18 protein-coding genes and 1 tRNA gene are annotated in these 14,165 nt (G+C 61.2%); 10 read left to right on the forward strand and 9 right to left on the reverse strand.

The features are described 5' to 3' along the window. The 3 genes from AC6RIC_RS14155 to AC6RIC_RS14165 form a co-directional block, all read right to left on the reverse strand. Window positions 1–1,119 carry a glycosyltransferase family 4 protein gene (locus tag AC6RIC_RS14155; protein ID WP_499732798.1) on the reverse strand — a complete coding sequence of 373 codons (1,119 nt, stop codon included), beginning with the start codon at window positions 1,117–1,119 and terminating at the stop codon, window positions 1–3. A gap of 174 nt (window positions 1,120–1,293) precedes the next feature. Further along, window positions 1,294–2,703 carry a type I glutamate--ammonia ligase gene (glnA, locus tag AC6RIC_RS14160; RefSeq protein ID WP_499732799.1) on the reverse strand — a complete coding sequence of 470 codons (1,410 nt, stop codon included), beginning with the start codon at window positions 2,701–2,703 and terminating at the stop codon, window positions 1,294–1,296. A gap of 98 nt (window positions 2,704–2,801) precedes the next feature. Further along, a complete protein-coding gene (locus AC6RIC_RS14165; RefSeq protein WP_265059502.1) occupies window positions 2,802–3,140 on the reverse strand; it encodes a P-II family nitrogen regulator in 339 nt (112 codons plus the stop codon). Window positions 3,141–3,338: 198 nt separating this feature from the next. On the opposite strand from AC6RIC_RS14165, the gene AC6RIC_RS14170 reads away from it, so the two are divergent. Continuing rightward, the gene (locus tag AC6RIC_RS14170; protein ID WP_499732800.1) at window positions 3,339–4,949 is read left to right on the forward strand and encodes an NAD(P)H-hydrate dehydratase; all 1,611 of its coding nucleotides are present in this window, start codon (window positions 3,339–3,341) and stop codon (window positions 4,947–4,949) included. Between the two features lie 99 nt (window positions 4,950–5,048). Here the strand turns inward: AC6RIC_RS14170 and AC6RIC_RS14175 are convergent, their stop codons facing one another. Next, window positions 5,049–5,579, reverse strand: a complete 531-nt coding sequence (locus tag AC6RIC_RS14175) for a PRC-barrel domain-containing protein (protein ID WP_499732801.1) — start codon at window positions 5,577–5,579, stop codon at window positions 5,049–5,051. Window positions 5,580–5,871: 292 nt separating this feature from the next. Between AC6RIC_RS14175 and AC6RIC_RS14180 the strand changes: the two genes are divergently transcribed. Next, window positions 5,872–6,075 (forward strand): hypothetical protein, encoded by a 204-nt coding sequence (locus tag AC6RIC_RS14180; protein ID WP_499732802.1) that lies wholly within the window; start codon window positions 5,872–5,874, stop codon window positions 6,073–6,075. Between the two features lie 21 nt (window positions 6,076–6,096). Here the strand turns inward: AC6RIC_RS14180 and AC6RIC_RS14185 are convergent, their stop codons facing one another. Continuing rightward, a complete protein-coding gene (locus AC6RIC_RS14185) occupies window positions 6,097–6,264 on the reverse strand; it encodes a hypothetical protein (RefSeq protein ID WP_454656880.1) in 168 nt (55 codons plus the stop codon). 263 nt (window positions 6,265–6,527) lie between these two features. Here AC6RIC_RS14185 and AC6RIC_RS14190 point away from each other — a divergent pair, with 263 nt between their 5' ends. The 3 genes from AC6RIC_RS14190 (at window position 6,528) to AC6RIC_RS14200 (ending at window position 7,671) form a co-directional block, all read left to right on the forward strand. After that, window positions 6,528–6,803 carry a hypothetical protein gene (locus tag AC6RIC_RS14190; protein WP_499732803.1) on the forward strand — a complete coding sequence of 92 codons (276 nt, stop codon included), beginning with the start codon at window positions 6,528–6,530 and terminating at the stop codon, window positions 6,801–6,803. An 88-nt stretch (window positions 6,804–6,891) separates the two neighbouring features. Beyond that, window positions 6,892–6,966, forward strand: a tRNA-Lys gene (locus AC6RIC_RS14195). Window positions 6,967–7,227: 261 nt separating this feature from the next. After that, window positions 7,228–7,671, forward strand: coding sequence for a hypothetical protein (locus AC6RIC_RS14200; RefSeq protein WP_499732804.1), 444 nt, complete (start codon window positions 7,228–7,230; stop codon window positions 7,669–7,671). 30 nt (window positions 7,672–7,701) lie between these two features. On the opposite strand, the gene AC6RIC_RS14205 is transcribed toward AC6RIC_RS14200, so the two are convergent. Beyond that, a complete protein-coding gene (locus AC6RIC_RS14205) occupies window positions 7,702–8,412 on the reverse strand; it encodes a hypothetical protein (protein ID WP_499732805.1) in 711 nt (236 codons plus the stop codon). A 12-nt stretch (window positions 8,413–8,424) separates the two neighbouring features. Further along, window positions 8,425–8,751 carry a hypothetical protein gene (locus AC6RIC_RS14210; RefSeq protein ID WP_499732806.1) on the reverse strand — a complete coding sequence of 109 codons (327 nt, stop codon included), beginning with the start codon at window positions 8,749–8,751 and terminating at the stop codon, window positions 8,425–8,427. 468 nt (window positions 8,752–9,219) lie between these two features. On the opposite strand from AC6RIC_RS14210, the gene AC6RIC_RS14215 reads away from it, so the two are divergent. Beyond that, window positions 9,220–10,911: a P-loop NTPase fold protein gene (locus tag AC6RIC_RS14215; protein WP_499732807.1), complete on the forward strand. Its 1,692-nt coding sequence runs from the start codon at window positions 9,220–9,222 to the stop codon at window positions 10,909–10,911. Window positions 10,912–11,084: 173 nt separating this feature from the next. Here the strand turns inward: AC6RIC_RS14215 and AC6RIC_RS14220 are convergent, their stop codons facing one another. After that, window positions 11,085–11,327: a hypothetical protein gene (locus AC6RIC_RS14220; protein ID WP_499732808.1), complete on the reverse strand. Its 243-nt coding sequence runs from the start codon at window positions 11,325–11,327 to the stop codon at window positions 11,085–11,087. 57 nt (window positions 11,328–11,384) lie between these two features. Here AC6RIC_RS14220 and AC6RIC_RS14225 point away from each other — a divergent pair, with 57 nt between their 5' ends. The 4 genes from AC6RIC_RS14225 to AC6RIC_RS14240 all read left to right on the forward strand — a co-directional run bounded on the left by AC6RIC_RS14225 (window position 11,385) and on the right by AC6RIC_RS14240 (window position 13,111). Further along, complete coding sequence (locus AC6RIC_RS14225) at window positions 11,385–11,639, forward strand: hypothetical protein (protein ID WP_499732809.1); 255 nt, start codon at window positions 11,385–11,387, stop codon at window positions 11,637–11,639. 335 nt (window positions 11,640–11,974) lie between these two features. Beyond that, window positions 11,975–12,193, forward strand: a complete 219-nt coding sequence (locus AC6RIC_RS14230) for a hypothetical protein (protein WP_499732810.1) — start codon at window positions 11,975–11,977, stop codon at window positions 12,191–12,193. A gap of 10 nt (window positions 12,194–12,203) precedes the next feature. Continuing rightward, the gene (locus tag AC6RIC_RS14235; RefSeq protein WP_499732811.1) at window positions 12,204–12,944 is read left to right on the forward strand and encodes an SOS response-associated peptidase; all 741 of its coding nucleotides are present in this window, start codon (window positions 12,204–12,206) and stop codon (window positions 12,942–12,944) included. Next, the gene (locus AC6RIC_RS14240) at window positions 12,944–13,111 is read left to right on the forward strand and encodes a hypothetical protein (RefSeq protein ID WP_499732812.1); all 168 of its coding nucleotides are present in this window, start codon (window positions 12,944–12,946) and stop codon (window positions 13,109–13,111) included. Before AC6RIC_RS14235 ends, AC6RIC_RS14240 begins: the two co-directional genes overlap by 1 nt. 76 nt (window positions 13,112–13,187) lie before the next feature. Here AC6RIC_RS14240 and AC6RIC_RS14245 read toward each other — a convergent pair whose 3' ends face one another. Further along, window positions 13,188–14,108, reverse strand: coding sequence for a DUF4238 domain-containing protein (locus AC6RIC_RS14245; RefSeq protein ID WP_499732813.1), 921 nt, complete (start codon window positions 14,106–14,108; stop codon window positions 13,188–13,190). Window positions 14,109–14,165: the final 57 nt, after the last annotated feature.

Genomic DNA, 14,165 nt, shown 5'->3' on the forward strand with positions numbered 1-14,165 from the left:
TCAGGGCTGCGGTGCCGCCATCTCCGACAGGGTCGACAGCAGCGCCCCGGCGCTCTTGTCCCATGAAAAGCGGGCGAGATTGGCCCGCGCCTTCTCGGCCAGTCCGGGCGCATCGCTGCCAGCGTCCATGATCCCGCGCATGGCATCTTCGAGGCTCGCCCGATTGCGCGGATCGAAATAGAGCGCCGCCTCGCCGCAGGCCTCGCGGACCGCCGGGATATCCGCAGCCAGGACCGGGCAGCCCTGCGTCATCGCTTCGAGCGGCGGGATGCCGAAGCCCTCGTAGAGGCTCGGAAAGACGAAGGCGCGGGCGCGGCGTTCGAGCGCGATGATCTCGGCATCGCTCAGGCGTCCGGTGAATATCAGGTTCTCGGCGCTTGCCGGCGCGTCGGCCTTGAACACGCCGCTCCTGTCGAGTGCGCCCGCGATGACGAGCTTCCAGCCGCGGTCGCCGAGGGCATCGAAGGCGCGGATGGCGAAATCGACATTCTTGTTGGGCTTCAGGGTGCCCAGCATGAAGAAGAAGTTCGTGCCGTCGAGTCCGAGGCGCTGCAGGACGGTTTCGTCCGGGATGAGCCCGGAGAAATGGTCGGTAGCGTTGTAGATCACCGCGATCTTGTCCGGCCGGAACCGGAAGATCGTGCCCAGCTCGCCGCGCGAGAACCGTGAGACGGTGGCGATGCGCGCGGTGCGCGTCAGCCCGAAGCCGAGCGCCTTATGGGTAGCGCGATAGGCCCGGCTGAAGGCTTCCGGATGCCGGAAGATGGTGACGTCATGGATGACGACGAGCTGGCGGCGGTGGAGCAGGGGGCCGCTGCCGCCGAAGCCGACGAGGATGTCTCCCGCCGCCCGGCGCGCGAGCGCGGTCTGTTCCCAGAGATGGCCGGAGAACGGCCCGAAGCGCTTCAGCGCGATATGCCGGAACTCATGGGTCTGGGGGACGTCCATGGGCGCGAGCAGGCGCCAGCGCGCATTCTTCAGCCGATCGGGAAGCGCGCCTGCGCCGATCCGCTGGTCGAGTGCCCTGGTCAGTTCCAGCGCAAAGCGCTGCACGCCGGTCAGCGGCTGGCCGAGAAACCGCCCGTTGATCGAGATCGTCTGCACATCCTGGGTCTGCAAGTTCGGGGCACCGTCATCCAGCCGTTCTCCGCCGAACCTGCCCGATCACGCATGAAGGCGAGGTTACCCAGCGCCACGGGGCCCGCGCCCAATGAAAAGGCCGGGGCGTCGCCGCCCCGGCCTTGATCGTCTTGGGGGTGTCGGCCGGCGCCTGCGCAACCGGCCGGAAATCCCTCAGTACGAATAGTACATCGCGAACTCGACCGGGTGCGGCGTCATCTCGAAGCGCGCCACATCCTGCATCTTGAGTTCGATATAGCTCTCGATGAAGTCGTCGGAGAAGACGCCGCCGGCCTTGAGGTAGGTGTTGTCCTTCTTGAGCGCTTCCAGCGCCTCGCGCAGCGAGCCGCAGACGGTCGGGATCTTCTTCAGCTCGCGCGGCGGCAGGTCGTAGAGGTCCTTGTCCATCGCCGGGCCGGGATCAATCTTGTTCACGATGCCGTCGAGGCCGGCCATCATCAGGGCCGAGAAGGCGAGATAGGGGTTCGCCATCGGATCGGGGAAGCGGACCTCGACGCGCTTGGCCTTCGGCGAGGTCGTCCACGGAATACGGCAGGAGGCCGAGCGGTTGCGCGCCGAATAGGCGAGCAGCACCGGGGCCTCATAGCCCGGGACGAGGCGCTTGTAGGAGTTGGTCGAGGGATTGGTGAAGGCGTTCAGCGACTTGGCATGCTTGATGATGCCGCCGATGTACCAGAGGCACTCCTGCGACAGGTCGGCATACTTGTTGCCGGCGAAGAGCGGCTTGCCGTTCTTCCAGATCGACTGGTGGACGTGCATGCCCGAGCCGTTGTCGCCATAGACCGGCTTCGGCATGAAGGTCGCGGTCTTGCCGTAGCTCTGGGCGACGTTGTGGATGCAGTACTTGTAGGTCTGCAGCAGGTCGGCGGTCTTCACCAGCGTGTCGAACTTCATGCCGAGCTCGTGCTGGGCCGAGGCGACCTCGTGGTGGTGCTTCTCGACGGCGACTCCCATCGAGGCCATGGCCGCGAGCATCTCGCCGCGCATGTCCTGCGCCATATCCTGCGGCGGAACCGGGAAGTAGCCGCCCTTGGTCGCGATGCGGTGGCCGAGATTGCCGCCCTCGTAGTCGGTCATGCCGTTGGTCGGCAGCTCGGCTGCGTCGAGCTTGAAGCCCGTGTTGTACGGGTCGGCCGCGATCTTGACGTCGTCGAAGATGAAGAACTCGGCCTCGGGGCCGACATAGACGGTGTCGCCGATGCCGGTCGACTTGAGATAGGCCTCGGCCTTCTTGGCGATGCCGCGCGGGTCGCGGCTATAGGGCTCGCCGGTGGCGGGCTCGAGCACGTCGCAGTTGATGACCATGGTCGCGGCCGAGAAGAACGGGTCCATCACGGCGGTCGTCGGATCCGGCATCAGCAGCATGTCGGACTCGTTGATCGCCTTCCAGCCGGCGATCGACGAGCCGTCGAACATCGTGCCCTCGGCGAAGATGTCCTCGTCGATGATGCTGACGTCGAAGGTCCAGTGCTGCCACTTGCCGCGCGGGTCGGTGAAGCGGAAGTCGACGTATTTGACGTCGTTGTCCTTGATCGCCTTGAGGACATCCTTGGCGCTTTTCATTTCAGCAATTCCTCTTGCCAGCCATGTTCACATTCACGCTGCCGCACCCGGCTCCAATCCGGCCTGCGGCTCGTTATTCGATGAGGAGGGAGAAGTCCTCAGATCGCGTCCGCGCCGGTCTCGCCGGTGCGGATGCGGATCACCCCCTCGATGGTCGATACAAAAATCTTGCCATCTCCGATCCGGCCGGTCTGGGCGGCCTTCATGATGGCCTCGATGGCGCGATCCAGCATGTCGTCGGCGAGCACGATCTCGATCTTCACCTTCGGCAGGAAGTCGACGACGTATTCGGCGCCGCGATAGAGCTCGGTATGGCCTTTCTGGCGGCCGAAGCCCTTGGCTTCCAGCACCGTGATGCCCTGCAGCCCGACCTCCTGGAGAGCCTCCTTCACCTCGTCCAGCTTGAAGGGCTTGATGATCGCTTCGATCTTCTTCATGCGCCGACCGGCCTCCCTTGCGTCTCGAGCTCCGGCCGGGGCCGGACTGTAACTGATGGCACCCTTGGGCGCGGGAAAGAGCCCCGCTGCCTCGGACGCCTGCAACCCTGCTTCTGCTCATAGCATTGGCGCCGACGCCCCGCCATGCGGCAGCGCCCGCGAAGGCGCCCGACGAAAAGGCAATAAACAGCACAAAAAATGAGCATCTGCGCATCTGTTGATCATAAGCGGCATTCCGTCGCAACTTGCGGCCTGCCGGGCGCCGCCCGAAGATGCGGCATGGACGACAAGAGCGCCGGTATGACGGGCAAGGCGGAACTCGCCCTGCTGACCACGCAGCAGATGGCGGCGGCCGATCGCGTCGCGATCGCGGCCGGCACGCCCGGCATCGTGCTCATGGAGCGCGCGGGCCGCGCGGTGGCGGATGCCGTGCTCGGGCGAGCAGGGGGAGGAGCGGCTGTCGCGCTGTTCTGCGGGCCCGGCAATAATGGCGGCGACGGCCTTGTCGCGGCGCGCCTCCTGCGCGAGCGGGGGCTGACGGTTCGCGTCGTCCTGCCAGGTGCTGCGGATGGCTTCAAAGGCGATGCCGCGACCGCGCTGGCGCGCTGGGACGCTCCGGTCGAGCCGCCGGGCGCGCTCGGCGATGCGCAGTGCGATGTCCTGGTCGATGCCATGTTCGGGGCCGGCCTGACGCGTCCGTTATCCGGGGCCTTCGCCGACGCGGCGGCGTTTCTCAACAATGCTGGGCGTCCGGTCATCGCCGTCGACATACCGAGCGGCGTGTCCGGCGATACCGGCAGGGCGGACGGCATCGCCGTCAAGGCGAGCGAGACCGTCACCTTCTTCCGGTTGAAGCCGGGGCATCTGCTCCAGCCGGGGCGGTCGCTCTGCGGCCCGGTGACGGTCGCCGATATCGGCATCCCCGCCCGGGCGACGCTCGAAGCCGTCGGTTCGACGGCTTTCCGCAACGACCTCGCGCTCTGGCGTCGTGCCTGGCCGGAGCATGCGGCCGAGACGCATAAATTTCGGCGCGGTGCCGTCGCGGTACTGGCGGGCGGCGTCGCGGGCGTTGGAGCGCCGCGGCTGAGCGCGCGCGCGGCGCTCCGGATCGGGGCCGGGCTGGCAACCATTCTGTGCGAGCCGGAGGCCCTGCCGGTCCATGCGGCGCGCGGACCGGATGCGCTGATGCAGCGAGCGGTGGCCGATCACGGGGCGCTGGAGGCGTTCCTCCGGGATCGACGGGTGTCGGCCATCCTGGCCGGGCCGGCTCTCGGTCTCGACCGACGGGCGGAGGATCTGGTGCGCGCCGTGATCGGGAGCGACAGGCCTGCCGTGTTCGATGCCGATGCCCTGACGGCGCTTGCCGGCTTTTGCGATGGCGGCGCGGTCCTTCTCCGCGATCGCGGCGGCGAGACTGTGCTGACGCCGCATGAAGGCGAATTCCAGCGCCTGTTCGGCAAGGCGCCGGCCATTGCCTCGGAGCCCTCGAAGCTCGAGCGGGCCCGAAAGGCCGCGGCGCTGTCGGGGGGCGTCATCGTCTACAAGGGGGCCGATACGGTCATCGCCGCCCCGGACGGGCGCGCCGCGATCAACGAGACCGGATCGGCTGCGCTGGCGACGGCGGGGTCCGGCGACGTGCTGGCCGGGCTGATCGCCGGCCTCCTGGCTCAGGGCATGCCCGCGTTCGAGGCGAGCTGCGCGGCTGTCTGGCTGCATGGCCTCGCCGGTGAGCGGCTGGGAATGGGGCTGATCGCCGACGATCTGCCGGAGGCGATCCCGTCGCTGCTGCGGACCATCCTCGCGGCCTGATGTCTGCCAGCGGGAGAGCCCCAGGTAGACAGAAGAGCCCGCCCCGCTTTCGCGGAGCGGGCCTGCTCGACGGGGCAGTCACGCCACGGCGATGGGCCGTCAGGTGCCCGCGTAAGTCGCGCTCGGCGCGGACTTGAGCTGCTCCTTGGTCATCGTGATCTTGCCGTGATCCGGATACATGGCCGGCGCCTTCGGGGCCGCCGCGGCCGGCGGCGGGGAGGCCATGCCGCCACCCGTGCTGCCGGCGCTGCCGGACGGAGCGGGCGCCGGAGCCCGTGGCGCGATCGGCTGGTCGCTCCAGTTCACCTGATCGAACGGAACCGCGACATCCTTCGAGCCGATGCCGAGGAAGCCGCCGACACCGATCGTGACCATCTCGACCTTGCCGGTCTTGTCGACGATCACCTCGGTGACGTCGCCGACCTTCTTGTCGTCGGGGCCGTAAATGTCGACGCCGATCAGCTTGCTGGTGCGCCACTTGCCCTTGCCGGCCAGATTGGTCTCGGCCGCTGGGCTGGCGGTCGCCTGCGTCGCGGTCGGCGCGGCGGGCGCCGCGGAGGGCGGCGGCGGTGCGCTGGTCTGGGCCATGGCAGCCGTGGCGAGCATTGCGACGCCAACGGTGGACAACATGAAGTGATGATGCCTGATCATATCTTCCTCCAGAGTGTTTCCGCTTAAAGCGGCTCGCATCGACAACAGTTCAGAGGCGAATTTGTTCAGATTGGAGATCCGTTAATTCCGACTATCGGCCGATTTCTTTGGGGTGTCCGCTCAAGAGAATGGCGTGACCCATCGTTCCGGCAGATTGATCTTTGCCTTGTCGGATATTTGCTAGCCGAGTGGAGCTGTGCTCCAATGCCGCATCCATGGAAACGCCGCCGCCGCGGGCGCTGTTCCGCCCTCGGTTTTACGAGGTGCTCTGATGTCGGCAGTCCCTGTCACGCTTTCGGTCGACGAGCGCACGCTGGCCGTGCTCGACCGTCATATCGAGCTCCATCGACAAGGGCGTTCGCGCGCCGATGTCATCGCGGAGATTCTGGCCATATGGGCGGCCAGCCCGGAACGCGTCGCGGAGCCGGATGAGGGCATGCGCCCCGAAGAGCTCAATGCGAGCAATGATTCCTGAAGCCGGGGCCGAGCCTTCGCATCAGTCGTCGGCGTCGTCGCGCCGTAGCTCGAAGGCGAGCATGGCTTCGGCCAGCGCCTGCAATTCACGCTCCTTGTCCGTGCCGTCCGGCATTGCGTTCAGCTCTTTCGCGCGCTGCTGTGCGCGATCGTAGTCTTCCTCGGTGTGGATCACGATGGGCAGCTTCACGGGGAACAATCTCCTCTGTGGAGAGGGGGCATGGACCGGCCGGCACGCCGCCCTCTCGAGACGTTAGAGCCAATCCGGCGTCGAGCCGAACGCCGGGCCTCGCGAATCGGTTCCTCACGCTGCAGGTCGTTGCACGACCGCGTGCCGTCATGTCGTGTGTCTCTGGGGAGCGGAGAGGAAATGTCGACTTAAGCCTTCGGCAAGGGCGGGGCGGGCATGATGAGCGCTCCCCATCAGGATGCAAGGTGCCGAGAGGGCAGGCGATGCGAGGTTTTCTGTTTCCGGCCTGCCTGGCGGCGGCGATGGCTGCGGCCGGCGGGCCGGCATCCGCCTTCTGGCAGCGCTCGCAGGTCTCGGCCTGTTCGGATGCCACGACCGATGCGGAGCGCCAGCGTCTGCGCTGCTGGGAGCTGAACGCCTATGCCGATCCCGGCTGGCCCGCGCTTGGCGGCGCCGGCGGCGCTTACCTGATGCCCGCATCGGCGATCCGCCCGGGCCACGGGCACAAGGGCGGTGGCGTCACCCGACGGCTCGGGTGAAAGATGTGAGGAAGAGAGCCGGTCACGACCAATCTACACGGAACGTGTTGACCGCCGCCGCTCCGCTCCGTATTCAGCGGCCCGGTGAGGGCGGGTAGCTCAGTGGTAGAGCACGTGACTTTTAATCATGTGGTCGTGGGTTCGATCCCCACCCCGCTCACCAAAAAAATCCCGAAAAATCAATAGCTTACAGAGATAGGCGCTGCGGCGCGGAGCTTTGTATTGGAGCCAGGGGAACGCTTGGGGGAACATTTTGGCGGGGGATCGCGCCGGAATCGGGCTCCGGCTTTACGAGTTGGCCTTGCCTGCGATCTGGCGCGGCGGGATCGCGCGAGACAGTTTGGCCGTGATCCGAAGGCCTGGTAGACGCTGGTCGCGTTGCGCTCGTTGATCGCTTCGGAGCTGATCGCTGCGCGAGGGGGCTATGACGAAAATCATATTGAACAATCAGGTCATCGGCAATGTCGGGATGTACTACGCGAGCTACAAGCTTTCGATGCTCGGTTGGAATGTCATGCCTACCGCTCGAAACGCGCGCGGCGTGGACCTTATCGCTTACAGCGCCGATGCCACCCGCTTTCTAGCAGTGCAGATCAAGGCACTATCTAAACGCAACCCGGTCCCACTCGGCCTGTCATTGGACAAGGTGATGGGTGATATTTGGATCATTGTCTTCAACGCTGCCCGCGACACGCCGGTTGTCAGCGTTATGCTTCCGGACGAGGTGCGGTCGCTCGCCCATCGCGGCGAGAAGGACGGGCGGGTCTCGTTTTGGCTTCAGCCGAAGGCTTACGATCAACCAGAATTCCGCGACTCATGGCATCGGATCGGCTTTGGCAGCATTGGGCCTGTCGCCGAAGCGGACTAGAGGCACCACGCTAGGTAGCCGTGGCTGCTGTCAGGGCCTCGCCTCGCCATCCGCCGGCTTAGTGGCCTCTAGCTCATCGTCGTTCGCCTCAATCCAGTCTTCGAGCTTTTTCATCAGGTCACCCCAGATGTCGTTGTATTCCGCCTCGAAGGTTTCCATGCACAGCTCGACCATGCCCAAGTGGTTGTCGCCGTACAGCTCCATCCACCTGTTAGAAAAAACCGTGTCGTATTCGTCGTGATCTATCTTTGAGTAGCCCACGCATAGACCCTGATAGCTAGGGTGGGCGCTCTCTGAAAGGTTGGCGTAGATTTTCTCGATGCCGGGATATCGCTGTTCACACTTCCCGAGGATCGTCATGATATTTATGGACTCGATTTTGGTCGATTTATTTTTCGACCCTACCGTCAGGCGTCGCGTTTTCTCATCGAAATCATGAAAATTGAGCGTCCCGTCTAGAACCTGATGCATCAACTGGTTGAGATATATCAGCGTCGCGAGCGTCTCGAAGCCGCTCCTCAGGAGGATGCGCGCGCCTAGGCCATGGCCTTGCCGATGAAGGGCGACCGATTGTGTCAGAAGATCATGCAGCCGCCAAAGCACCGACTCGTGCAGCATCCAGCAGCGGAATGTCGCCTTCCATTTGTATGCCGTCTCGTTACGCGAAAATAGGCCGCCGAGCGGAATGTTCGCCATGAGCGACGACTGCCAGGCGGCGAGATTGATCTCTACGTCATGCATTCCTGATGGCTATCAGGGATCGCCCTGCCGGTCATCAGCCTTGGGGCCATCGAGGCGGGGCGCCGGCGGGCGCTGGCGCCCTTCGCCGATCCTGCCGGGAGGCTGGCCTTCCTGGCGGCCGGCGCCGATCCTCGGGCCGGCCAGCCTAGAGAGCATGGCGATGACTGAGCCGGCGCCTGTCCTGAAAATGGTGAGCATGGTGTCAAACACCTGCCGCTGATGGTCAGTCGGCCTACTTCCCATCTTCAATGACAAAACGACCGCCATTCCGCCCGTGCTCATGATGATGAGCGCGACGAGGAACAACACAGCCAGAATAACGAGCGCAGTATCGCCCATCGGAAATCCCTAGCGTTTCAGCTTTTCGGGAGTTCCGCGTGGTGCGCACGAGGAACCGTCCCGGCAAAGCCTGGGTTGGTTCCTCGACAGAGCCCGTCGCCTCTAATCGAGTGGGGTCATCGGAGGCATTACGAAGCGTACCACGCTTCATTGCGCCAAACTGCCACGGGAAGAGTCTGTAAGCAGGAGTGAAGCGATGCCTCTACCTTGCTGCCGAAAAAGTTAGTGACAAACCGCATGGCTTGCAAGCCCAGCGCCCATCCTCGGGCCGCTATTCGACGAGAAGTGAGCGCCAGCTCAACCCGGCATCTCCTGTTCGGCTAAGGGAATGTCGATTACTACTCCGCTCGTTAGGTTTTCAACGGCCCGGTCGGCCGCTGCTCCTACACAGCCGAGCGTTTCGAGCCACTGATTGTGCTAAGCAGCCACCGGCAAGGCAGAAATAATCGCGATTCGAGAGGAAGCGCCATGAGCGTCGAGGCAGTACGATCCGAATTGCGGCGTTTCTTAACGTCGGATGACTGCCTTGCTATTTGCCTGAGCGGAAAGTGGGGAGTTGGTAAAACTTATACCTGGAACGAGTTACTTAGACAAGCGTTCAACAATTCCACTGTTCAGCCCAAAAAATATGCTTATGTCTCCCTCTTTGGGTTAGAGAATCTTGGTGATGTTCGCCGTACATTGTTTGAAAATACTGTTGAGTCTGCTGCATTTCAACCAAAAAACGACCTTGAGGCTACTTTTGAAAGCGCCTCAAATCGACTTTCACAACTAGCTTCAAAGTGGCGAGCAGGTGCCGCCATTGCTCGTGGGCTCCCGATTATAGCAGACTACGGTGGCCTCGCCGAGAAGATGGGATTTTTGGATGTAAAGAATCAGATAGTGTGCGTTGATGATCTTGAGAGAATTAGCGATAAACTTAAAATTAAAGATGTATTGGGCCTAGTTTCTGATCTAAAAGAAAAGAAAAATTGTAAGGTAATACTACTACTTAACAGCGAAATGCTTAGTGGTGACAATGCAGACGATTTTCGCACGCAACTTGAAAAAGTAATCGATATTCAACTTGAGTTTAATCCCAGCCCCGAAGAAGCTGCGGAAATAGCTATTCCGGATCGTGGACGAGAGGAATTGGAATGGGTGGCCAATAATTCTATCAAACTCGGAATCACAAACATTAGAACTATTTTCAAATTGGTTCGAATTGCTACGCGGTTGACTGAGATTCTTACTAAGTACGATAAAAGAATTTTGAAGCAAGGGATACATAGTGCATGCTTGTTTGGTATGGCTACATACCAACCGAAAGACGCTCCACCAATTGAAGCAATCGTAAACTCTAAGCCGTACCAACATCTATTTGGAGAAAAAAGGGAAAAAAGCGCTGATGAGATGCGCTGGTCAAAGCTATTGCATCTTTATGAATACGGTAACTCTGACGAATTTGATCTTCTAGTTCTCGATGGAATAGTAAAAGGTTACTTTAATGTCGATGGCATGATCTCTGTTTCATCGAAGATGGCAGCGGAGCTTGAGCTTAAGGACAAGGACCAATCATATACCAATGCTTGGGATATGTATCACGACTCGTTTGAAGACAATGGCGCTGAGTTTGCCAGCAAGCTTCGCCAGTCGATTTTTGATAATTCGGCCGCGATAAGCCCTTCTAATTTGTCGGCATCGATCGAGGTTTTGAAGAAAATCGGTCAGGCTGATAATATTGATGAGGTAATCGGGCACTACATCGACAGTAGGAGCGAAAGTAGAGAATTTTGGGCAGGAGACCATTTTAGTCTAAGGTCTCAAATTAGTGACCCAGACGTTAAAGCGGCGTTTAAGAAAAAAGCTGACGAATTTGACGATGACAGGTCATTGGTTTCCGTCCTAGAAAGCATAATCCGGAATAGCGGCTGGAACGCGGAGGATATCGATTTTATCGATAGGCATTCTGAGGATGATTATTATAATTTATTGAAGTCTCTCAGAGGAGAGGAGCTAAGAAAGACCATTTATGGCATAACCTATTTTCGAAATATAGGAAATGCCGATGAAAAGATGCGGAGTATTACGGCAAAAGCTTTGGCAACACTTCAACGGATAGGAAACGAGAGCGCTATTAATCGATGCCGCGTTGAAAAATTTGGCATCGTGGTCGCTTAGCTCAACTCACATCGCCGTAGCGAGCAACACAAAGGTGTCGCCGCGCCAACTGCGCGGCGGCGCTCGAAGCGGCTGATTTCTGGCAGAAATGCTCTTGGCATTCTAATGTCTTAAAAAATTCCGCCCCAGGCTTCGAGAACGGCGGCGCGAACTCGCGTAAGGTTGGCAACCAGCTAGCGCCGATATCCTCTCGACGCCGGATTCACGATGTCCGCCAGATAGAGCTGCTCGGCCCGCGCCTTGGTCAACATGCGCGCGATATAGACGGCCAGCTCCTCGGCTTCCTGCCGCGTCCAGCAATTCATTGCCTCGCAGCGAGCTTCGTTGCCCTCGTAATGCGGGACTAAACAGCGCCCCCACGCATCTTCGATCCGATAACATTGCGCGCGTCGCCTGACCCGCAGCGGGAATTTCACCGTTGACTCTCCGGCCTGTCTGTTCTCTTTTTGTTCTCATAATCAGAGGGCGACAGAATGTCAGCACAGCCAGCCGACCAGCAGGTCGAGGATGCGTCGATTGACGCCGAAATCACGTCTCTCGTCGCGGACCTGATCGAAGAGCATGAGGGATTCGAGCGGGCGGCGTTCCGGGCGCTGGCGCGGAGCTATCTGCTGTTGCTGGCCGAGAGCGGGCGGTTGGCGCTCGACGCCGATCGGTCATGCTCTCGTGGCTTCCTGCGCGGTCTGTTCTCGGAAGGCGCCCGCCCCATCCGCGATCAGGAAACGTGAGGCGAAAGGGCGAACTGAGCCCGGCCGGTGTCGATCGTGGATGGCCTCACCAAGTCGCCGTTGAGCTTCCCAGCGGCCACGGCTACGGGCACATCCCGTCTGTAGGTCCGCTATCTTCGCTATGCCCACGCGGGCACGAGCTGACCTATAACGGCAAGCGCTACCGTGTGTTCTGCTTTTCTGACCCTGATCAGGCCGCCCGCTTCAGGGAAATCATGGGCGGCGAGGTGTTCGACCCGCGTGACCGGGGGCGCGGGCACAACTGGAATACGTGGTACAAGGGCCGGGGAGCAGCGAGAGATGCGCGCCGAAAGGCACGAGGATTGTGGTGAGCGATGGCCGACCCTGCTGATCTGCCGGAGATCGATCTTGATGTCGCTGACATCAAGCGGATTGCCTTGACCACGGACCCGCAAGGCGAAACTCTAATCAGCTTCGAAATGGCTAGCGGCCAAATGATGAACCTCGTGTTTTCCCCGGCGACGCTCGCGAAGCTGGAATCCATGTTGGCTAAGGCAAACGAGGCACAGGCACAGGTTTCGCCAATCCAATAGGGCTTCGGACATGTGCGGTCGCTTTTCACAGGCGTATAGCTGGGACGAGATCGTAGCCTTCAGCCAGCCGCTAACGGTGCCGGCCGACCGCCCTAACCTGCGGGCGCGCTACAACATCAGTCCCACGACCGAGATCGACATGATTGCGCTCAACGAGGCTGGCGAACGCGAGCTTCGAAAAGCACGCTGGGGCCTAATCCCCGGCTGGTGGAAAAAGACGGCGCGCGAGACTGGTTCAACCTTCAACGCCCGCATCGAAGGTGCGGCCACGAGCGCATTCTTTCGCTCAGCATGGGGTAAGCGCCGCTGCATCATCCCGGCCAGTGCGTTCTATGAGTGGACCGGCCCGAAAGGCGAGCGCATCCCGCATAGGATCAGCGCGGCCGATGGCGGCCTGATGGGCTTCGCCGGCCTCTGGGACCGCTGGACGGATACGCAGACCGGCGAGGAAATCATCTCCTGCACGATGATCACGCGGGCGGCGAACAAGTGGATGGAGGCAATCCACGACCGTATGCCGGCGATGCTCCGGCCGAAGGATTTTCAAGCTTGGCTTGATGGCAGCGGTGGCAAGGAACTGCTGATGGAGTCGCCTCCGGAGCTGCGCGAATGGATTGTCTCGACGCGCGTCAATAGCAGCCGCACACCGGACGACGATCCGACGCTCGCCGATCCGGTCGAGCCGGAGACGGAGACTCCGGCCGCGTCGAAGCCCCCTCCGAAGCTACCGGAGCAAGGCGATCTCTTCTGATGGGCCATTGGGAACAGGTCGGCCGCGACAATGCCGAGGAGCGGGCGCGGCGGGCGGCGTTGCCTGCCTCGCGCAAGGCTATGCGCCGGCATGCCGAGGCGGCGCTTGTTGCGGCAGCGTGGATCGCCGCCGGCGCCATCGTATGGATGGTGATTCCCGGCCGGTAATGGGGAACGCGGGTCAGGCGCGAGAGCAGGTTGTCACCGCTTCCCAAGCTAACGTTTTCTGAAGAGGCCGCGCGCCTTAACGGCGCCGGTTTTCTCTTCTCCGTCGCAAGATGCGATCGGCGATCGTCTCCTCCCGGTCTTTTGAAAAATGCAACTGGACGAATGCGAGCTCCGATTTGCTATAGCCGTAGACATACGCCTGCGCTCGTCGGGTAACATTCCTGCAGAGGTTGTCGCGGACCTCGTTGGCTGGCCGATCGATTATCGCCTCACCTACGCGACGGTCGTTGACAGCCAAGAACACTCTTTTCGGCCCTATCGGCATTAGCAACTGAAAGTCTTTTTTGTTCATTGCGCCATGCATCGCCACCGGACGATCTGACGTGAGGAGGGCTTTCACGTTCCATGGCAAGGTAAACGACATCCAGTGCATCCGCATTAAGCGCTGGCCTATCTCCCCGCTGTTGTTCATCTCGACGAATTCCCGCAGGACAGACGCAGCGTGATCGCCGGCATCAACTTTCTGTTGCATCACCTCGCGGAGCGTCTCCGGCCAGTCGCTTTTTCGCTCTCTGCGGAACTGCTGTTCTTGAGCTGCGGTTATCGAAAGGAGGTCTGAGGCCAAAAGGTCGACGGCTGTTTCGAATTCCCGCGGGTTTCTGAAGATCAGCGACAGGACAAATCGAGCCCACGCCGCGCGTTCTCCGTTAGAGAATTGGCGCTCATCGCGCTCCATTTTGTCGAGAAACACAGCAGCCTGGTCGTCGACCGGTGCGTAGAACTCCCGTTCTGCTAAATCGGCAATCTTAGGATCGAGGCCGTGAAGGACTTCGCTGCGATTAACCCAGCCAGTCGCTTTCGGATAAACCGGATCAGCAGCGATCTTATCCTTGTAGGGCCGGGAGAACCGGGTGAGCGGCTTGGTTCCGCCTGGCATCCACCTTTTGAGGTAGAACTCTGGCAAGTAGTGATGCCGTTTCGTCATCTGCTTAGGCATGCCATTGCCCTACAATGGCTCCGCTTGTTCTAAAAGGGTATCTCACCGTGCTCTATG

This window comes from Allobosea sp. TBD101 (genome assembly GCF_059817965.1).